We start from the raw sequence: 16,572 nt of genomic DNA on the forward strand, positions 1-16,572 counted from the left end.
AGCTGTTAACTCGCTGTGAGTCCGCCGGCCGGACCGTGAAGGGGAATAACAACCCTCTTTGCGGGTAACCCGGCACGTGTGGGAAGTGCCAAAGCCGCCCATGCGCGGTCGCCTGCCGTAGTCACGCCTGCCTGCAGGTGGTTCAACCAACAGCCACACACGCCCACCCGCCAGCACTGAAGAACCGTCTGCCCAGGAGGGAACAACATGTCCAAACAAGAGGTCTCCGACTACCTGCTGGAACGGTTGCGGGCGTGGGGCGTCGAGCACGTGTTCGGCTACCCGGGCGACGGCATCAACGGCCTGCTCGCCGCGTGGGGCCGGGCGGACAACAAGCCCCAGTTCATTCAGTCGCGCCACGAGGAGATGAGCGCCTTCGAGGCGGTCGGCTACGCGAAGTTCACCGGCCGAGTGGGCGTCTGCGCGGCGACATCGGGCCCTGGCGCGGTCCACCTGCTCAACGGCCTCTACGACGCCAAACTCGACCATGTCCCGGTGGTGGCGATCGTCGGTCAAACCAACCGCAGCGCCATGGGCGGCAACTACCAGCAGGAGGTCGACCTGCTGAACCTGTTCAAGGACGTCGCCAGCGACTACGTCCAAATGGTCACCGTCCCCGAGCAATTGCCCAACGTGCTGGACCGCGCGATCCGCATCGCGATGACCCAGCGGGCGCCGACGGCGTTGATCATCCCCAGCGACGTCCAGGAGCTGCCGTACTCGCCGCCCGAGCACGCGTTCAAGATGGTGCCCTCCAGCCTGGGCATCGAGTACCCGGACATCGCCCCCGACGACGCCGCCATCGCGCGCGCCGCCGACGTCCTCAACGCCGGCAAGAAGGTCGCCATGCTGGTGGGCACCGGGGCGCGCGGGGCCCACGAAGAGCTGGCCGAGGTCGCCGACCTGCTCGGCGCCGGCGCGGCCAAGGCGCTGTTGGGCAAGGACGTCCTTTCGGACGAATTGCCTTGGGTCACAGGATCGATCGGGCTGCTGGGAACGCGGCCGAGCTACGAGCTGATGATGGGCTGCGACACGCTGCTCACCGTCGGATCCAGTTTCCCCTACACGCAGTTCTTGCCGCAGTTCGACCAGTGCCGGGCGGTGCAGATCGACATCGACGGGCGAATGATCGGGATGCGCTACCCGTACGAGGTCAACCTGGTCGCCGACGCGAAATCTGCACTGCGCGCACTGATTCCGCACCTGCGCCGCAAGGAGGACCGGTCGTGGCGCGAAGGCGTCGAGAAGAACGTGGCGCGCTGGTGGGAGACGATGGATAAGGAAGCCATGGTCAGCGCCGACCCGATCAACCCCATGCGGCTGTTCTCCGAGCTGTCCCCCCAGCTGCCCGAGAACGCCATCGTCACAGCCGATTCCGGCTCGTCGGCCAACTGGTACGCGCGCAACCTGCGCTTCCGCGGCAACATGCGCGGCTCGCTGTCGGGGACGCTGGCGACGATGGGCCCCGGGGTTCCCTACGGCATCGGCGCGAAATTCGGCCACCCGGACCGGCCGGTCATCGTGTTCGCGGGCGACGGCGCCATGCAGATGAACGGCATGGCCGAGCTGATCACGATCAAGCGCTACTGGAGCGAGTGGAAAGACCCCCGCCTGATCATCGCGATCCTGCACAACAACGACCTCAACCAGGTGACCTGGGAGATGCGTGCGATGGCCGGCGCCCCGAAATTCGCGGAGTCCCAAAACCTTCCTGACGTCGACTTCGCCGCGTTCGCGGCCAGCCTGGGCCTGAACGCCATGGCGATCAAGGATCCGGACGAATTATCCGACGCGTGGCGCAATGCCTTGTCGGCCGACCGCCCCACCGTGCTGGACGTCTTCACCGATCCCGACATGCCGCCCATCCCGCCGCACGCCACCTGGGAGCAGTTCAAGTCGGCCACCACCGCGGTGTTGTCCGGTGACGAGGACCGTGTGGGCTTCGTCAAGGTTGGCCTGAAAACCAAGATGCAGGAGTTCATGCCGCACAAGAAGAGCTGACCGGGCCGGGTCAGCCGAGCGACTACGCCAGCCCGGAGCGGGCGATGCGCAGGTCGTCGACGAACGACTGGTAGACCTCGTCGCGGCGGTCGCTGCGGTCGCGCAACACCGACGACGGGTGCACGGTCGCCACCACGATGGGCTCGGGCGTCCTTGCGATGTCGACGGACGCCGGGAGCTTCAGCTCCCGGCCCCGCTGCTCGGAAACCCGAAAGGTGGTGCCCAGCAACGATTGTGCGGCCGTTGCCCCCAGGCACACGATGACCTCGGGCTGCACGGCCTCGATTTCGGCGATCAGCCAGGGCCGGCAGGCGACGACCTCGGTGCGGCCGGGCTTTTGGTGGATGCGCCGTTTGCCGCCCTTGCGGGTGAACTTGAAATGCTTGACGGCGTTGGTCTGATAGGTGAGCACCGGGTCGATGCCGGCGTCTTCGAGCGCCCGGGCGAGCAGTCGGCCCGCCGGCCCGACGAACGGCTCACCGGCGCGGTCCTCCTGGTCACCGGGCTGCTCGCCCACCAACATGATCGGCGCCCCGGGATGCCCGTTGCCGAACACGGTTTGGGTGGCATCTTCGAAAAGCGCACAGCCGTGGCATGTTTCGGCCGCGCTGCGCAGCGCGTCGATGTCCCGCTCCTCGGGGAGATAGCGGTCGGCGCCGGGGGCCTTCGCGGTGGCTGTCATGAGAATGTGGCGGCGTGGGTACCCCCGCTCCCCCACCGAGCGGGGGTACCCAGCCTCGGGTGGCTCGTCAGCCCTTGCCCACGATGGCGTCGCGGGCACGGTCGAGCATCGCGGCGAACGGGCCCGCGGCCAGGTTGGCCACCTGTGATTCCACACCGGCGTGGGGCCGGGTGGGCGCGATGGCTTCGGCGAGCTGCGCGGCGCGGCCCATCCGTTCCAGCTCGTCGGCGCTCAATTCCTCGCCCAGCTTGGCGAATTCGTCGTGCTCCTCGTGCTCGGCGTGGTCGATCACCGCGTCGCGCAGCTTGGTCAACTCGCGGGTGAATTCCTCGCTGTCGACGTCGAGCTTTTCCAGCCGCTGCAGCACGGTCTTGGCCTCGTGCTCTTCGTGCAGCCGCTTGTCGACCACGGTGGTGCCATTGGCGATCTTGCGCTTGGCCCGCGGGTGAACGATTTCCTCCTCCGCGGTCTCGTGCACGGCGAGCAGCCGCCGAAGCTCGACGAAGGCCTTCTCCCGTGCTTCTCCGGACGCCGCCAGGGTGTCGGCGAACATCGCCTTGATCTGCTCGTGCTGACTGACGAGAAAGTCGACCACGTCGGTGGGCGACGTGATGGCGCGTGCCATGGTGTCCCTCCCATCTCCCTTGGTTCGACGCGCAGGGCTGTTGCGCGCTCACCGAAGCGGCTACCCGGCGAAATCGGCCATCAAACGGGTGTGGGCGCGCCCGGGTGGGGTATGTGTCCCTGGTCGTGGGCTACATTTCGGGCAGGTTCGGCCGCGAAGGAGGCACGGCGTGACCAACCCCCAGGACCCGTATTGGCAGAACCCGCTGAGTTACGACCCACTCGGCCGGGTCCCCCCGATCGAGCCGATGGAGCCGATCGAACCGCCGGCGGAACCGCCCGGGATCCCGCCGCCGCCCGCACCCCCGCCGTACCGCCCGGCCGTCAACACCCTCGCGACGCTGTCACTGGTGTTCGCGTTCGTGTTCGCTCCCGCCGGAGCGGTTCTGGGGCACCTCGGGTTGGCGCGGATCCGGCGCACCGGCGAACTCGGCCGCGACCGCGCCCTGGTCGGGGTGACGCTGTCGTACGTGTTCATCCTGTTGGCGGTCGTCGCGCTGGCCGGATGGGCGACGCTGGGCGGGTCCACGTCGTCGCACCGGACGGCCCACGACGCGACCACGTCGGCCGGACCGCCGCCCCCGACCGTCCCACCGGACACGATCACCACGCTGCTGCCCGGATTGGACGCGCTGCGGAACATCACCTCCGACGCGAACCTCGAGGTCGGTCCGACGTGGAACAGCCCCGGCCGCTCGGCGCAGGACGGCAGCATCGACCGCCCGGAATGCTGGGGAAGCATCGCCGCGGGCAGCCCGGACGCCTACACCCCGGGCTCCTTCACCGGGTATCACGCCGGCGAATTCACCGACACGCGCAGCATGTTCAAGTCGATCCAAGTCATCCAGGGCGTGGCGGCTTTCCGCGATCCGGCCGGGGCGCAGTCCCAACTGGACACGCTGCTGTCCGGATGGCGCCAGTGCGGCGGCTCGACCGTCACCGTGACGGCTTCGGGTGGGCAGCCGATCAAGATGGCGGTGAGCGCTCCCGCCGACGCCGGCAACGGCATCACCACATTGGACTTGACGCCCAAGGGAATACAGGTGCGCTCGGCGCGAGCGGTCGCGGCCAAGGCCAACGTCGTCCTCGACCTGAACGTGTCGGCCAGCGGCACCACGGACAGCGAGCGCCCGCGGCTGGCCGCGGTCACCATCGCCAACTACATCCTCGGCAAGATCCCCGGCTGAGCGGCCCGCCCGGCTCCGCCGCGCTTGCCATCGCCACAGGGTCACGCGTGGCGACCCGCCGCGCCCGGCTCCGCCGCGCTTGCGATCGCCACCGGTTCAGGCGTGGCGACCCGCCGCGCCCGGCTCCGCCGCGCTTGCGATCGCCACTAGGCTGACCGGATGAAATATGTCGACGTCGACGGGGTCGGGCGGGTCAGCCGGATCGGCTTGGGCACCTGGCAGTTCGGCTCGCGCGAATGGGGTTACGGCGACAGCTACGCCGCCGGCGCCGCGGGCGACATCGTGCGGCGCGCGCGAGCCCTGGGGGTGACGCTGTTCGACACCGCCGAGGTCTACGGGTTGGGCAAGAGCGAGCGGATCCTGGGCACCGCACTGGGCGACGAACGCGCCGAGGTGGCGGTGGCCAGCAAGATCATGCCGGTCGCTCCCTTCCCCGCCGTCGTCAGGCAACGCGCGCGGGCCAGCGCCCGGCGGCTGGGACTGGACCGCATCCCGCTGTACCAGATCCACCAGCCCAACCCGGTGGTGCCCGACTCGGTGATCATGCCGGGGATGCGGGACCTGCTGGACCGCGGGACGATCGGCGCGGCGGGCGTCTCGAACTATTCGCTGCAGCGGTGGCAGAAGGCCGACGCGGCGCTGGGCCGGCCGGTCATCAGCAACCAGGTGCATTTCTCGCTCGCCTATCCGAAGGCGCTCAGGAACCTGGTGCCGTTCGCCGAACGGGAGAACCGCATTGTGATCGCCTACAGCCCGCTCGAGCAGGGGCTGCTGGGCGGCAAGTACGGCGTCGACAACCGCCCCGGCGGCGTTCGGGCGGTGAACTCGTTGTTCGGCACCGAGAACCTGCGCCGCGTCGAGCCGCTGCTGCAGTTGTTGCGCGACGTCGCAACGCAACTCGGCGCCAAGCCGGCACAGGTGGCGCTGGCCTGGTTGATCAGCTACCCGGGCGTGGTGGCCATCCCCGGCGCGTCCAGCGTCGAGCAGCTCGAGTTCAACGTCGCGGCCGCCGACATCGAGCTGCCGACCGAATCCCGTGACGCGCTCACCGAGGCGGCGCTGGCGTTCCGGCCGACGTCGGCGGCGCGCTTCCTCACCGACCTCGCGCGCGAGAAACTCGGCCGGCGCTAGGACTGGTTGGCCTCGGCGAACGCGGCCGGGCTGGCCGGCGCGCCGCGCGCGACCACGAGCGGCATCGACGTCGAGGCGTTGGTGCGCAGGATGGTGTGCACGACGTCGATCAGGTCGTCGACCGGCATCAATTTGCCGGGCATGCAGCCGCGCGACGACCACAGCGGAACCGCCTTCATGGCGAGGTCCATATCCCAGTCGGCGTTCATTCCGGTTGCCGCGTCGCCCTCGCCGCCCGCGCACTCCCCGACGATCAGGTTGGTGAAGCCGACGTCGGAGTGTTCGGCCCGCCACGCCTCCACGAGCCGTTCCAGGGCGGCCTTGCTGACGCCGTACGCGCCCAGGCCCGGCCACGGCGGTCCGAAGGTGCCGGCATCGGAGGACAGGTACACCGCCTTGCCGGCCGACGCGGTCAAGTGCGGCATTGCGGCGGCCGTCACCAACGATGCGCCGATCACGTTGGTGTCGAAGATGCGCCGCCACGTGTCGGCGTCGGTGTCCACCATGCGCACGAGCGGCCCGACGGCGGGTGTGTAGACGAGGTTGTCGATCCCGCCGAGGGCGTCGGCGGCCCGACCGATCGCCGCCCGGCAGGACGCCTCGTCGGTGACGTCGCATTCGATGGCGGTCGCGTTCGGGCCGGCCTCCTTGGCCGCGGCCTCGATGCGCTGCAGACGCCGGGCAAGCAACGCGACCTGATCGCCGCGCTGCGCGAGACCGACCCCGATGCAACGCCCCAGCCCACTCGAGGCGCCGACCACCACTGTCCTTGACATATTCGCCCTCTCTTGTAACGCGAGACGCTGTCGCGGTGAAACCTACCGGATGCGAAACGTCCGTTGGCGATCACTCGCTACTTAAGTCGCCGCTTAGGTCGCCACCACGGCGTTCCGGTCGCCCGACTTGGCCCGGTACATGGCCTCATCCGCGCGCGCGGTGACCGCGTCGACGGACTCGGCGGGAAGGGCGAGCGTGGCACCGATGCTCAAGGTCGCGCCGATCGTGTTGCCGGAAACGTGGATGGGTTCGGCGACGCGCCGGCGAATCTTCTCGGCGATCTGGGCGAGCTCGTCGGCGCTGCGGACGCCGGGCAGCAGGATCAGCATTTCGTCCCCGCCCGTGCGCCCCACGGTGTCCTCGCGGCGGACGCTCGCCCGGATCCGCGCCGCGACGGTCGCCAGCACGACGTCGCCCGTGCCGTGTCCCCACCGGTCGTTGATCGCCTTGAAGTGGTCGACGTCGCAGAACAGCACGCCCACATGCGTTTCGGGGGGCCGCGGTTGCCGCAGCGCGGCGTCCAGGCGGGCCAGGGCCTCGGCCCGGTTCACCAGGCCGGTGAGGGTGTCGAACCGTGCCAACCGTTCCAATTGTTGTTCGGCCTCGACCTGATCGTCGACCACCCGCAGCGCCGCGATCAGCCCATCGGTGTTGCCCTGGGCATCGGTGTAGGGCTTCCCATGACCGTCGACCCAGTGGTATTCGCCGTCGAGGGAACACACCCGGAAGCGTTGGAGCACCTGTTCGCCCCCCGCGATGCGGCGCAGGGCGGTTTGGAGTTTGTCGCGGTCCTCGGGGTGGATGCGGCGGGCGAAATCCGTACCGGTCCACCTCGACAGCGGGCCGCCCAGCGCGGGTTCCACGGACGGGGAGATCCACGCGACCCCGCCGCCGCGAAAGTGCACGATGATGTCGACGGCGTTGTCCGCGAGGATGCGATATCGCGTCTCGGCCTCGGCGCGTTGCTTGCTGGCCAGCTCCTTGGCGATCAGCAGGTGCTGCTCGCGCTGGCTGAAGTAGAAGGTCACGGCGCCGACGACCGCGGTTCCCAACAGGATCGAGAAGGTCCACTGCGCGTTGGCGTCCGGGCCGAGCTCCAAAAAGATCGGCCTCACCACGGCCACGACGAGCGGAAAGCCGGCCAGGATCGCGAGCAACCGGACGAGCGAGGAACGGTCGGGCCGCGCGAGCAGCCACGCGAGCGGAAACCGGTCAACGCGCGCCAGCGACGCGGCCGCGACGAGCAGCAACAGGGCCGCCGCCGTCAGGAACGCCTGGCCCTTGGACGGCGAGACCCCCACCAGCGCCAGCGCGTCGAACAGGTAGGCCCCGGCCGTGACGAAGGGGATGGCAGCGCTCGCCGCCAGGCACAGCGGCCAGACCGCGCGGGTGCACCGATCCACCCGGATCAGCGCGACGGCTGTCGCCAACGGCAGGGCCGACAGCGCCGTCTGCACGCTCGGGCGCCCCGGCCAGGACCACTCGTGCATGCCGACCGCCTCGCCGAACCAGATCCGGTCGACGGTGAACGAGCCGAGGCTCGCGTACTCCGCGAGCACGAGGACGGCGAAGGCGGCCGCGGCCGCGGCCAAACACCGTCCGGCCCATCGACGCCCGCGCGAGGGATTCCCCCATTGCAGCAGGATCGCCGCGCCCAGCGTGGCCAGCCACAGCGCGGTCCACGGCATCATCTGCGGCCAGGTCGGATAGATCCGCGTCAAGCGCTCGATGCCTGCCGTCCAGCCCACCCACGTCAGCGCTGCGACCACGAGCACCAACAGCGCGGCGGCCCGCCCGGAGGTGTTCATCGCCGATTCCAGTCGCGCGTCGGGACCGGGCCTGTCCATCGGCTGTCCCTTTCGTTCCCGGCGCTCGGCGCGCAGCATCAATGCCGCCGTCGAAAAAATTAGCCGATGTGGCTTGTCGGCGAGAGCGATTCGCGCGATCCGGAGCCGCGGATCGCGCTAGTTCGAGGGAAGTGCCTGCAGCACCACGGCGGTGTGGGCCTCCACGTTGAGGGTGCCTCCGCCGGGGACCTCGTCGGCGGGGGAGGTCTCGTCGGGCCCGGTGTACACCACGACCTGCCAGGCGCCACCGAATTCCTTTGGTGGAAGGGTGAATTCGATCGGTTCGTGGTGAGCGTTGAAGCACAGCAGGAACGAATCGTCCAGCACCCGTTGGCCCCGCTCGTCGTGGCCGGGGATGCCGTGGCCGTTGAGGAACACCGCGACGGACTTGGCGAAGCCAGCGCCCCAGTCCTCGTCGCTCATCTCCGTGCCGTCGGGAGTGAACCAGGCGATGTCGGGCAGCCCGCCCTGGCCGCGGCGGCCCACCGGCTTTCCGGAAAAGAACCGGCGCCGCCGGAACACCGGATGCTCGGCACGCAGCGCCGACACCGCGCGGGTGAACTCCAGCAGGCCCGCGTCGGCGTTGGCCCAGTCGATCCAGGTGAGCTCGTTGTCCTGGCAGTAGCCGTTGTTGTTGCCGTTCTGGGTGCGTCCGAGTTCGTCGCCGTGGCAGATCATCGGAACGCCCTGCGACAACAGCAGGGTGGTCAGGAAGTTGCGCTGCTGCCGGGCGCGCAGCGCGTTGACGGCCTCGTCGTCGGTGGGTCCCTCGGCGCCGCAGTTCCACGACCGGTTGTGGCTTTCGCCGTCGTTGTTGTCCTCGCCGTTGGCCTCGTTGTGCTTCTCGTTGTAGGACACCAGGTCCCGCAGCGTGAACCCGTCGTGGGCGATGACGAAGTTGATCGACGCCACCGGGCGCCGCGCGGTGTGCTCGTAGAGGTCTGCGGATCCGGACAGCCGGTAGGCGAATTCGTCGAGGGTGGCGGGCTCGCCGCGCCAGAAGTCGCGGACGGTGTCGCGGTACTTGCCGTTCCATTCCGTCCACTGCGGCGGGAAGTTGCCCACCTGATAGCCGCCCGGCCCGACGTCCCACGGTTCGGCGATGAGCTTGACCTGGCTGACGGTCGGATCCTGTTGCACGAGTTCGAAAAACGTCGACAGCCGGTCGACGTCGTAGAACTCGCGGGCCAGCGTCGAGGCCAGGTCGAAGCGGAAGCCGTCGACGTGCATCTCGGTCACCCAGTAGCGCAGGGAATCCATGATGAGCTGCAGCGCGTGCGGATGCCCGACGTTGAGGCTGTTACCCGTGCCGGTGTAGTCCATGTAGTACTGCTTGTCGTCGTCGACCAGCCGGTAGTAGGCGGCGTTGTCGATGCCGCGCATCGACAACGTCGGGCCCAGGTGGTTTCCCTCGGCCGTGTGGTTGTAGACCACGTCGAGGATGACCTCGATGCCGGCCTCGTGCAGCGAGCGCACCATGGCCTTGAACTCTTGCACCTGGCCGCCCGGCGTGGTGGCGCTGGAGTACTTGAAGTCGGGCGCGAAGAATCCGATCGTGTTGTAGCCCCAGTAGTTGGACAGGCCCTTGTCGACCAGCGTGGAATCGTTGGCGAAGTGGTGCACCGGCATCAATTCGATGGCCGTGATGCCGAGATCCTTGAGGTGGTCGATGATCACCGGGTGGGCCACCGCGGCGTAGGTGCCGCGCAGCTGTTCGGGGATGTCCGGGTGGGTCTGGGTCAGGCCCTTGACGTGTGCCTCGTAGATGACGGTGTCGGCGTAGTGGCGGTCCGGTGGGCGGTCGTTTCCCCAGTCGAAGTAGGGGCTGATCACGACCGACTTGGGCATGCTGGCCGCCGAGTCGTCGTCGTTGCGGCTGTCGGGGTCGCCGAAGTTATAGCTGAAGAGCGATTGATTCCACTCGAACGAGCCGTCGATGGCCTTGGAGTACGGGTCCACCAGCAGCTTGTTCGGGTTGCATCGGTGCCCCGCCTGCGGGTCGTACGGACCGTGCACGCGGTAGCCGTAGCGCTGGCCGGGTTCGATGTTGGGGATGTAGGCGTGCCAGATGAAGCCGTCGACCTCGGGCAGGGTGATGCGGCTCTCGGCGCCCTCGGCGTCGAACAGGCACAGCTCCACCCGCTCGGCCACCTCGCTGAACAGCGCGAAATTGGTGCCCGCGCCGTCGTAGGTCGCGCCCAGGGGGTAGGCCCTGCCGGGCCACACCTCGCCGGTGGGTGTGGGGGCGCCGGCGTCTGCGGCCTCTGCTGGAGTCATGGCGCATTCAATACCCGGCGAAAGCGCCAGTCAAACTCCCGGGCCGCTCGCCGGGGCGGCGTCACCACACGGAAAGCCTTGTGGCATAGCCGATCACGGATTGAGGATGACCTTCACCGCTCCGTCCTGCTTCTTCTGGAAGATCTCGTACGCGTGCGGGGCCTCATCAAGCGGAAGCACGTGGGTGGCGAAGGTGTCGACGCCGAGCGGGTCGTCGTCGGTCAGCAGCGGCATGATGTCGTCGACCCAGCGCTTGACGTTGGCCTGCCCCATCCGCAGGGTGACCTGCTTGTCGAACAGGGTGAGCATCGGCAGCGGGTCCGCCATGCCGCCGTACACGCCGATCAGCGAGATCGTTCCGCCGCGCCGCACGATGTCGATGGCCGAGTACAGGGCGGACAGCCGGTCCACGCCGGCGGTTTGCATGAGCCGCTTGGCCAGCGCGTCCGGCAACAGCCCGGTGGCCTGCTGCGCCAATTTGGCGGCCGGCGAGCCGTGCGCCTCCATGCCCACCGCTTCGATCACGGAGTCGGATCCACGTCCGTCGGTCAGGTCACGGATCGCGTCACCGAGCGAGGAGTCGAGCCGGCCCACATCGATGGTGTGGATGCCGCGTTGCGCGGCGCGGCCCAGCCGCTCCGGGACCAGGTCGACGGCGATGACGCGGTAACCCAGGTGATCGGCGATGCGGGCCGCCATGTCCCCGATGGGGCCCAGGCCGAGCACGGTGACCGTGCCTCCCTCCGGGATGTCGGCGTAAGCCACCGCCTGCCACGCGGTGGGTAGCACGTCGGACAGATAGACGAACCGCGAATCCGGCGGCCCCACAGGGACTTTGATGTGGGTGAACTGGGCCTGGGGGACGCGCAGCAGCTCCGCTTGCCCGCCGGGGACTTCGCCGTAGAGCTCCGAATAGCCGAACAGCGCCGCCCCCATGCCCTGGTCGCGCACCTGGGTGGTCTCGCACTGGGTGTAGAGCTGCTGGCCGCACATGTAGCAACTGCCGCAAGAGATTTGGAAGGGGATGACGACCCGGTCCCCCACCCGAAGGTCGCCCGTCTGAGTGCCGACCTCCCGTACGATGCCCATCGGTTCGTGGCCGAGGATGTCCCCCGGCTTCATGAAGGCCCCGAGGATCTCGTAGAGGTGCAGGTCCGACCCGCAGATGTTGGTCGATGTCACCTCGACGATGGCATCGGTGGGCTGCTCGATCTTCGGGTCGGGCACCGACTCCACCCGGACATCGCGCTTGCCGTGCCACGTGACAGCCTTCATGGAAAGGGCGCATACCCGCCTGCCACCCGACGAAACGACGGGCGCCGGCGCCGCAACCGTCGTGGTCAGTGCCCGCGGCGCCTGAGCGGATGCTCGCTCTCGATCAGCGCCCGCGCGATCTCGATCAGCTTGATGTTGCATTGTTGCGAGACCCGGGCGAGCAACTGGAACGCTTCAACGGCGTCGATACCGAAGCGCTCCATGATGACCCCCTTCGCCTGCCCGATGATGTCGCGCGAGGCCAGGGCGCTACGGAATTGATCGTTGCGGCGCATCATCGACCACGCGAGAGCAATGTGTGTGGCGAAAACCGTGCCGATCTCCACCGACTCCTCGCTGAACGCGTGCGGGTGGTCGGCATAGAAGTTCAGCGCCGCCATGCTGCCGCCGTCGATGAACAACTCGTAGGACAGGATGGAGCGGATCGGGGTCTGCTCGAGCGCCATGCGGCGGTAGCGCAACCAGCGCCGTTCGGCGCTCAGGTCGGCGATGTGCATGATGTGGTGCTCCCAGGCCGCGGCCAGGCAAGGCCCCTCGCCGGAGGTGTCCTGGATGGCATCCAGCACCATCGGGTAGCGATGCGTGGCGACCACACTGCTGACCGACGCGCCCTTCTCGGCGAGGGTGATCCCCGCGTACTGGGCGCCGGTGACGTGCTGGACCCCGTCGTCGAGCAGTTCGTGCAGGCCGGCCGCGGTGCCGCTGTGTTCACGCTCCAGATTGGCCACCAGCTCCACCAAATGATTGGCAATCGTGGCGCTGCCGTCTCGCATCACATCACCCCCGGAACCGTTCGTGGCCCGCAGAGCCCTTCCTGATAGGCGTCGCGATGGCACGCAAAGCCCGCGCATACCAACGCTCACCAGAAGTGTATGAGCCATACAACGAAGCGCAAGGCACGATAACGAAACGCCCGGGCGATAGCGTAGGTGGCGGCATCCGAGCGGAGGACGTTCTGGGCCGTTTTTGCCCGGCCGGTCCCCTTGGATTCCCTTGTCGAACAGTCGTTTTCAAGCCGCCGTCGGTCTCGGGGCGGCGCGGGACACTCCTCACCACCGAAGTCCGCCTACACTCGGGTCGGTGACCTCCATTGCGATCGTGGGAAGCGGCTTCACCGGATTCACCTGCGCCCGCCGTCTGGCTCGAATTCTGCGCCGGCGGCACGCGCCCGTCGACATCACGATCATTTCTCCGGTCGACTACATGCTGTACACACCGTTGCTGCCCGACGTGGCGGGCGGGGTGGTCGACGCCCGATTTGTCGCTGTCCCACTGGCCAATTCGTTGCGGGGTGTGCACGCGGTGCGCGGCCGCGTCGACGGGGTGGACTTCGCGCAACAGACGCTGACGTATTGCGATCCCGAGGAACGCAGCCATTCCATGTCCTGGGACCGGCTGGTGCTCACGCCGGGGTCGGTGACGCGGTTGTTCGACGTCCCGGGCCTCGCAAGGCATGCGCGCGGGTTGAAGACCACCGCCGAGGCGCTCTACCTGCGCGACCACTTCGTCGAGCAGCTCGAGCTGGCCAACAACGAGGACGATCCGCGGGTGGCGGCGGCCCGGCGCACCGTGGTGGTGGTCGGCGCCTCCTACTCGGGCACCGAGTTGGTGGCGCAGCTGCGGGCGCTGGCCGACGCGGCGGCCAAACAGATGGGCTTCAACCCCGCCGAAGTGCGATTCCTGCTCCTGGACCTGGCCGAGCAGGTGATGCCCGAGGTGGGCAAGAAGCTCGGCGAGGCCGCGATGAAGGTGTTGCGCAAGCGCGGTATCGACGTCCGGCTCGGCGTCACACTCAAGCAAGCGCACGCCGATCACGTTGTGCTGAGCGACGATTCGCGCATCGACACGCACACGATCGCCTGGGTGACGGGGGTGACCGGCGCCCCGCTGATCCAAGACCTGGGGCTGCCGACCGAGAAGGGCCGGATCACGGTGCAGCCCGATCTGCAGGTGCCCGGTCACCCGGAGGTGTTCGCCGCCGGCGACGCGGCCGCGGTTCCCGACCTCACCCAGCCCGGCAAGATCACGCCGCCGACCGCCCAGCACGCCACCCGGCAGGGCAAGGTGCTGGCCCGCAACGTCGCCGCCAGCCTCGGTTACGGCAGCCCCAAGCAATACAAGCACCGCAACCTGGGTCTGGTGGTCGACCTGGGGCCCCGCTACGCGGTGGCCAACCCGCTGAACATCCACTTGTCCGGGCTGCCGGCCAAACTCGTGACGAGGTCCTACCACCTGTACGCGATTCCGCGCGGCGTCAACCGATGGGCGGTCTCGCTGGCCTACCTGACCGACGTCCTATTCAACCGCTCCGTCGTCTCCATCGGGTTGTCCTCCGAGGACGACGCGCAATTCACGGCCAGCGAGGGCATCCCGATGCCCAAGACCAGCTGATCGTCAGCCTTCGGCGGACTGCTGGGCCATCGCGTAGGCGAGCTGAAGGAAATCCGCCCCGGCCAACGCGCTGAAGACGCCCGCGATCAGCCGGGTGAACCGCGGTACGAACACCAGGCCGATGGCGAATCCGGTGGCAACCCACATGTCCAGGCAGAACGGGCAGGTCAACAACTCGCCCAGGCTGTGCCGAAGCTCGCTGTGCTCGCGGACCTCTTCCTGGACCTCGGCCGGGCCGCCGGTGCCCGCGTAATGCGTGAACGGGGCGCGCAGCGGACTGGTCACCGCGTCTTTGGTCAACGTTCGCGAGAGCTTGTGGGTGCCCAGCGTGAGGATGATCAGGTCCTGAATCCGCCAGCGCGACGGCAACGTGCGCCCGCTGACCACGGCGGCGACCACCGCCGCCGTCACGACGAGGCCGTAGACCACCAACACCGCCAGGTAGCCCCCCAGCGGCCGGGGATTGTCGCCGCGGTAGGCGTCCGCCTCCTGGCGTGCACCGTCCACCACCTGGGCGCCGGTTTCCGTCAACTCACCCATCGCTTCTCCTTGAAGGCATAGGGGGTCGAGTACCCGGCGCCGCCCGGCGCAATCGGCGATCAGCTCACCGCCGCGTGCCCTCCCGATCCCGGGACTCGCCGGGCTTGGCCGCCTTCGCCGCTTCTCGCAACGTGCGGTTGGTGGACCGCAGGTCGGTGTTGGCGGCCGCCAACGTCTCGTTGTCGTCTTCGAGATCGAGGATGCGCGCGATGCCGGCCAGGTTGACGCCGGCCTCGACCAGACCGCTGATGCGCCGCAGCCGCGCGAGGTCGTCGGCGCTGTAGCGGCGCGTTCCCCCTTGGCTTCTCGCGGGCGTGAGCAGCCCATAGCGTTCGTAGAGCCGCAACGATTGCACCGGAATCCCGGACAGTTCGGCGGCCACCGAGATTCCGTACACGCCGTGGCCGGACGCCGGCGCCCCGGCCTCGCCGTGATGTTCGACCATCGCACATCCCCTCAGCTGATTCACTCAAAAAATCTGTTTAGCACACTTGCATGAATATGTCGACAATGCTATACCGAATCTATGTCGTCAGACACAGGAAATTTGCCCGACCACCGCGTAGATCGGAGTGAGAGGTGACAACCATGCTGATGCGTTCAGATCCCTTCCGTGAGCTCGACCGCTTTGCCCACCAGGTCCTCGGCACGGCCGCCCGGCCCGCAGTCATGCCGATGGACGCCTGGCGCCAGGGCGAGGAGTTCGTCGTCGAGTTCGACCTGCCCGGCATCGATGCCGACTCGCTGGACATCGACATCGAGCGCAATGTCGTGACCGTGCGCGCCGAACGCCCGGCCCTCGACCCCAACCGCGAGATGCTGGCCACCGAGCGCCCGCGCGGCGTGTTCAGCCGCCAGCTGGTGCTCGGCGAAAACCTCGACACCGACAAGATCCAGGCCTCCTATTCCGAAGGCGTCCTGAGTCTGCACATCCCGGTGGCCGAGAAGGCCAAGCCCCGCAAGATCGCCGTCGGCCGCGGCGACGGGCACCGCGCCGTCGCAGAGGGCGCCAACCAGCGCGAGGTCATCAACGCCTGACCGGGCGACGGACCGGGCGGCGGCCGCAGGCGCACGCGCTCGCGTGCCGGCCCCGCGGCCGCCGCCCGCCACGGCAGTCAGCGAGGAGCCACGGTGGAATCGACATGGGAACTCAACGGCGAAACGGCCAGCGTCGAGCAGGCGTTGTCCGGCGGCAACGCGCAACCCGCGGGCTGGTTTCGGTTCCACTTCACCGATCAGCGGTGGGAATGGTCGGAACAGGTGCAGCGGATGCACGGCTACGAGCCGGGCACCGTCGTGCCCACCACCGATTTGGTGCTCTCGCACAAACACCCCGATGACCGCGGGCAGGTCGCGGCCACCATCGATCAGATCGTGAACACCCGCCAGGCGTTCAGCACCCGGCACCGGATCATCGACACCGGCGGAAACGTACGCCACGTCGTCGTGGTCGGCGATCGGCTCTACAACGACGACGGCGACGTGATCGGGACGCACGGGTTCTACATCGACGTCTCCGCATCGAACGGGCAGGTGCACGAGGACGCGGTCAGCGCGAAACTCGCTCAGATCAGCGAGAATCGGGCGGGCATCGAACGCGCCAAGGGCATGCTGATGCTGATCTACGGCCTCAGCGACAGCGCGGCCTTCGAGTTGCTCCGATGGCTCTCGCAGGAGGCGAATGTCAAGCTGCGCACGCTCGCCGAGCAGATCGCCGAGGACTTCCGCGGCGCGGGCTTGCCGCTCAATACCCAGTCGGAATTCGACCATTTGCTCCTGACGGCGCACCAGCGCGTCCGTCCCGCCGACGACCGCGGGTAAGGCACTGCAGCCCACGTCT

At 68.3% G+C, this 16,572-nt stretch carries 15 protein-coding genes; 6 read left to right on the forward strand and 9 right to left on the reverse strand.

Annotated features, from left to right (window positions below; translation table 11 throughout):
• The first annotated feature begins 207 nt into the window (after positions 1-207).
• On the forward strand, positions 208-2,001 hold the full coding sequence (locus tag W7S_RS19595; RefSeq protein ID WP_009956826.1) for a thiamine pyrophosphate-requiring protein: 1,794 nt from the start codon (positions 208-210) through the stop codon (positions 1,999-2,001).
• Between the two features lie 22 nt (positions 2,002-2,023).
• On the opposite strand, the gene W7S_RS19600 is transcribed toward W7S_RS19595, so the two are convergent.
• Complete coding sequence (locus W7S_RS19600) at positions 2,024-2,683, reverse strand: UdgX family uracil-DNA binding protein (protein WP_008259535.1); 660 nt, start codon at positions 2,681-2,683, stop codon at positions 2,024-2,026.
• Positions 2,684-2,750: 67 nt separating this feature from the next.
• Positions 2,751-3,308, reverse strand: a complete 558-nt coding sequence (locus W7S_RS19605) for a hemerythrin domain-containing protein (protein WP_014380870.1) — start codon at positions 3,306-3,308, stop codon at positions 2,751-2,753.
• Between the two features lie 169 nt (positions 3,309-3,477).
• Between W7S_RS19605 and W7S_RS19610 the strand changes: the two genes are divergently transcribed.
• Both W7S_RS19610 and W7S_RS19615 read left to right on the forward strand, forming a co-directional pair.
• Positions 3,478-4,494: a sensor domain-containing protein gene (locus W7S_RS19610; protein WP_014383122.1), complete on the forward strand. Its 1,017-nt coding sequence runs from the start codon at positions 3,478-3,480 to the stop codon at positions 4,492-4,494.
• Positions 4,495-4,653: 159 nt separating this feature from the next.
• Entirely contained in the window at positions 4,654-5,625 is a 972-nt protein-coding gene (locus tag W7S_RS19615; protein ID WP_014712196.1) for an aldo/keto reductase, read from the forward strand.
• On the opposite strand, the gene W7S_RS19620 is transcribed toward W7S_RS19615, so the two are convergent.
• The 5 genes from W7S_RS19620 to W7S_RS19640 all read right to left on the reverse strand — a co-directional run bounded on the left by W7S_RS19620 (position 5,622) and on the right by W7S_RS19640 (position 12,574).
• Positions 5,622-6,389: an SDR family oxidoreductase gene (locus W7S_RS19620; RefSeq protein ID WP_014712197.1), complete on the reverse strand. Its 768-nt coding sequence runs from the start codon at positions 6,387-6,389 to the stop codon at positions 5,622-5,624. The genes W7S_RS19615 and W7S_RS19620 overlap by 4 nt on opposite strands.
• Before the next feature lie 105 nt (positions 6,390-6,494).
• Entirely contained in the window at positions 6,495-8,288 is a 1,794-nt protein-coding gene (locus W7S_RS19625; RefSeq protein ID WP_041297994.1) for a sensor domain-containing diguanylate cyclase, read from the reverse strand.
• Positions 8,289-8,366: 78 nt separating this feature from the next.
• Positions 8,367-10,526: a glycogen debranching protein GlgX gene (glgX, locus tag W7S_RS19630; RefSeq protein ID WP_014712199.1), complete on the reverse strand. Its 2,160-nt coding sequence runs from the start codon at positions 10,524-10,526 to the stop codon at positions 8,367-8,369.
• Between the two features lie 93 nt (positions 10,527-10,619).
• Positions 10,620-11,801 carry a zinc-dependent alcohol dehydrogenase gene (locus W7S_RS19635; protein ID WP_014712200.1) on the reverse strand — a complete coding sequence of 394 codons (1,182 nt, stop codon included), beginning with the start codon at positions 11,799-11,801 and terminating at the stop codon, positions 10,620-10,622.
• 65 nt (positions 11,802-11,866) lie between these two features.
• On the reverse strand, positions 11,867-12,574 hold the full coding sequence (locus W7S_RS19640; protein ID WP_014712201.1) for a GAF and ANTAR domain-containing protein: 708 nt from the start codon (positions 12,572-12,574) through the stop codon (positions 11,867-11,869).
• A 307-nt stretch (positions 12,575-12,881) separates the two neighbouring features.
• On the opposite strand from W7S_RS19640, the gene W7S_RS19645 reads away from it, so the two are divergent.
• Positions 12,882-14,192 carry an NAD(P)/FAD-dependent oxidoreductase gene (locus W7S_RS19645; protein ID WP_014712202.1) on the forward strand — a complete coding sequence of 437 codons (1,311 nt, stop codon included), beginning with the start codon at positions 12,882-12,884 and terminating at the stop codon, positions 14,190-14,192.
• Positions 14,193-14,195: 3 nt separating this feature from the next.
• Here W7S_RS19645 and W7S_RS19650 read toward each other — a convergent pair whose 3' ends face one another.
• Positions 14,196-14,732, reverse strand: a complete 537-nt coding sequence (locus tag W7S_RS19650; RefSeq protein ID WP_014712203.1) for a DUF1360 domain-containing protein — start codon at positions 14,730-14,732, stop codon at positions 14,196-14,198.
• Positions 14,733-14,796: 64 nt separating this feature from the next.
• Positions 14,797-15,177, reverse strand: coding sequence for a helix-turn-helix transcriptional regulator (locus W7S_RS19655; protein ID WP_014712204.1), 381 nt, complete (start codon positions 15,175-15,177; stop codon positions 14,797-14,799).
• A 143-nt stretch (positions 15,178-15,320) separates the two neighbouring features.
• Between W7S_RS19655 and W7S_RS19660 the strand changes: the two genes are divergently transcribed.
• Together W7S_RS19660 and W7S_RS19665 are read left to right on the forward strand one after the other, a co-directional pair.
• Positions 15,321-15,770 (forward strand): Hsp20/alpha crystallin family protein, encoded by a 450-nt coding sequence (locus W7S_RS19660; protein ID WP_014712205.1) that lies wholly within the window; start codon positions 15,321-15,323, stop codon positions 15,768-15,770.
• A gap of 93 nt (positions 15,771-15,863) precedes the next feature.
• A complete protein-coding gene (locus W7S_RS19665) occupies positions 15,864-16,553 on the forward strand; it encodes a PAS and ANTAR domain-containing protein (protein ID WP_014380876.1) in 690 nt (229 codons plus the stop codon).
• Positions 16,554-16,572: the final 19 nt, after the last annotated feature.

The organism is Mycobacterium sp. MOTT36Y (assembly GCF_000262165.1).
GTDB lineage: Bacteria > Actinomycetota > Actinomycetes > Mycobacteriales > Mycobacteriaceae > Mycobacterium > Mycobacterium intracellulare.

What these genes read in the sequence shown, in the direction of transcription:
- W7S_RS19625 (WP_041297994.1), bottom strand. Translation starts at nt 8,288, where the DNA reads ATGCTGCGCGCCGAGCGCCGGGAACGAAAGGGACAGCCGATGGACAGG.
- W7S_RS19595 (WP_009956826.1), top strand. Translation starts at nt 208, where the DNA reads ATGTCCAAACAAGAGGTCTCCGACTACCTGCTGGAACGGTTGCGGGCG.
- W7S_RS19655 (WP_014712204.1), bottom strand. Translation starts at nt 15,177, where the DNA reads ATGGTCGAACATCACGGCGAGGCCGGGGCGCCGGCGTCCGGCCACGGC.
- W7S_RS19635 (WP_014712200.1), bottom strand. Translation starts at nt 11,801, where the DNA reads ATGAAGGCTGTCACGTGGCACGGCAAGCGCGATGTCCGGGTGGAGTCG.
- W7S_RS19660 (WP_014712205.1), top strand. Translation starts at nt 15,321, where the DNA reads ATGCTGATGCGTTCAGATCCCTTCCGTGAGCTCGACCGCTTTGCCCAC.
- W7S_RS19615 (WP_014712196.1), top strand. Translation starts at nt 4,654, where the DNA reads ATGAAATATGTCGACGTCGACGGGGTCGGGCGGGTCAGCCGGATCGGC.
- glgX (WP_014712199.1), bottom strand. Translation starts at nt 10,526, where the DNA reads ATGACTCCAGCAGAGGCCGCAGACGCCGGCGCCCCCACACCCACCGGC.
- W7S_RS19605 (WP_014380870.1), bottom strand. Translation starts at nt 3,308, where the DNA reads ATGGCACGCGCCATCACGTCGCCCACCGACGTGGTCGACTTTCTCGTC.
- W7S_RS19650 (WP_014712203.1), bottom strand. Translation starts at nt 14,732, where the DNA reads ATGGGTGAGTTGACGGAAACCGGCGCCCAGGTGGTGGACGGTGCACGC.
- W7S_RS19640 (WP_014712201.1), bottom strand. Translation starts at nt 12,574, where the DNA reads ATGCGAGACGGCAGCGCCACGATTGCCAATCATTTGGTGGAGCTGGTG.
- W7S_RS19600 (WP_008259535.1), bottom strand. Translation starts at nt 2,683, where the DNA reads ATGACAGCCACCGCGAAGGCCCCCGGCGCCGACCGCTATCTCCCCGAG.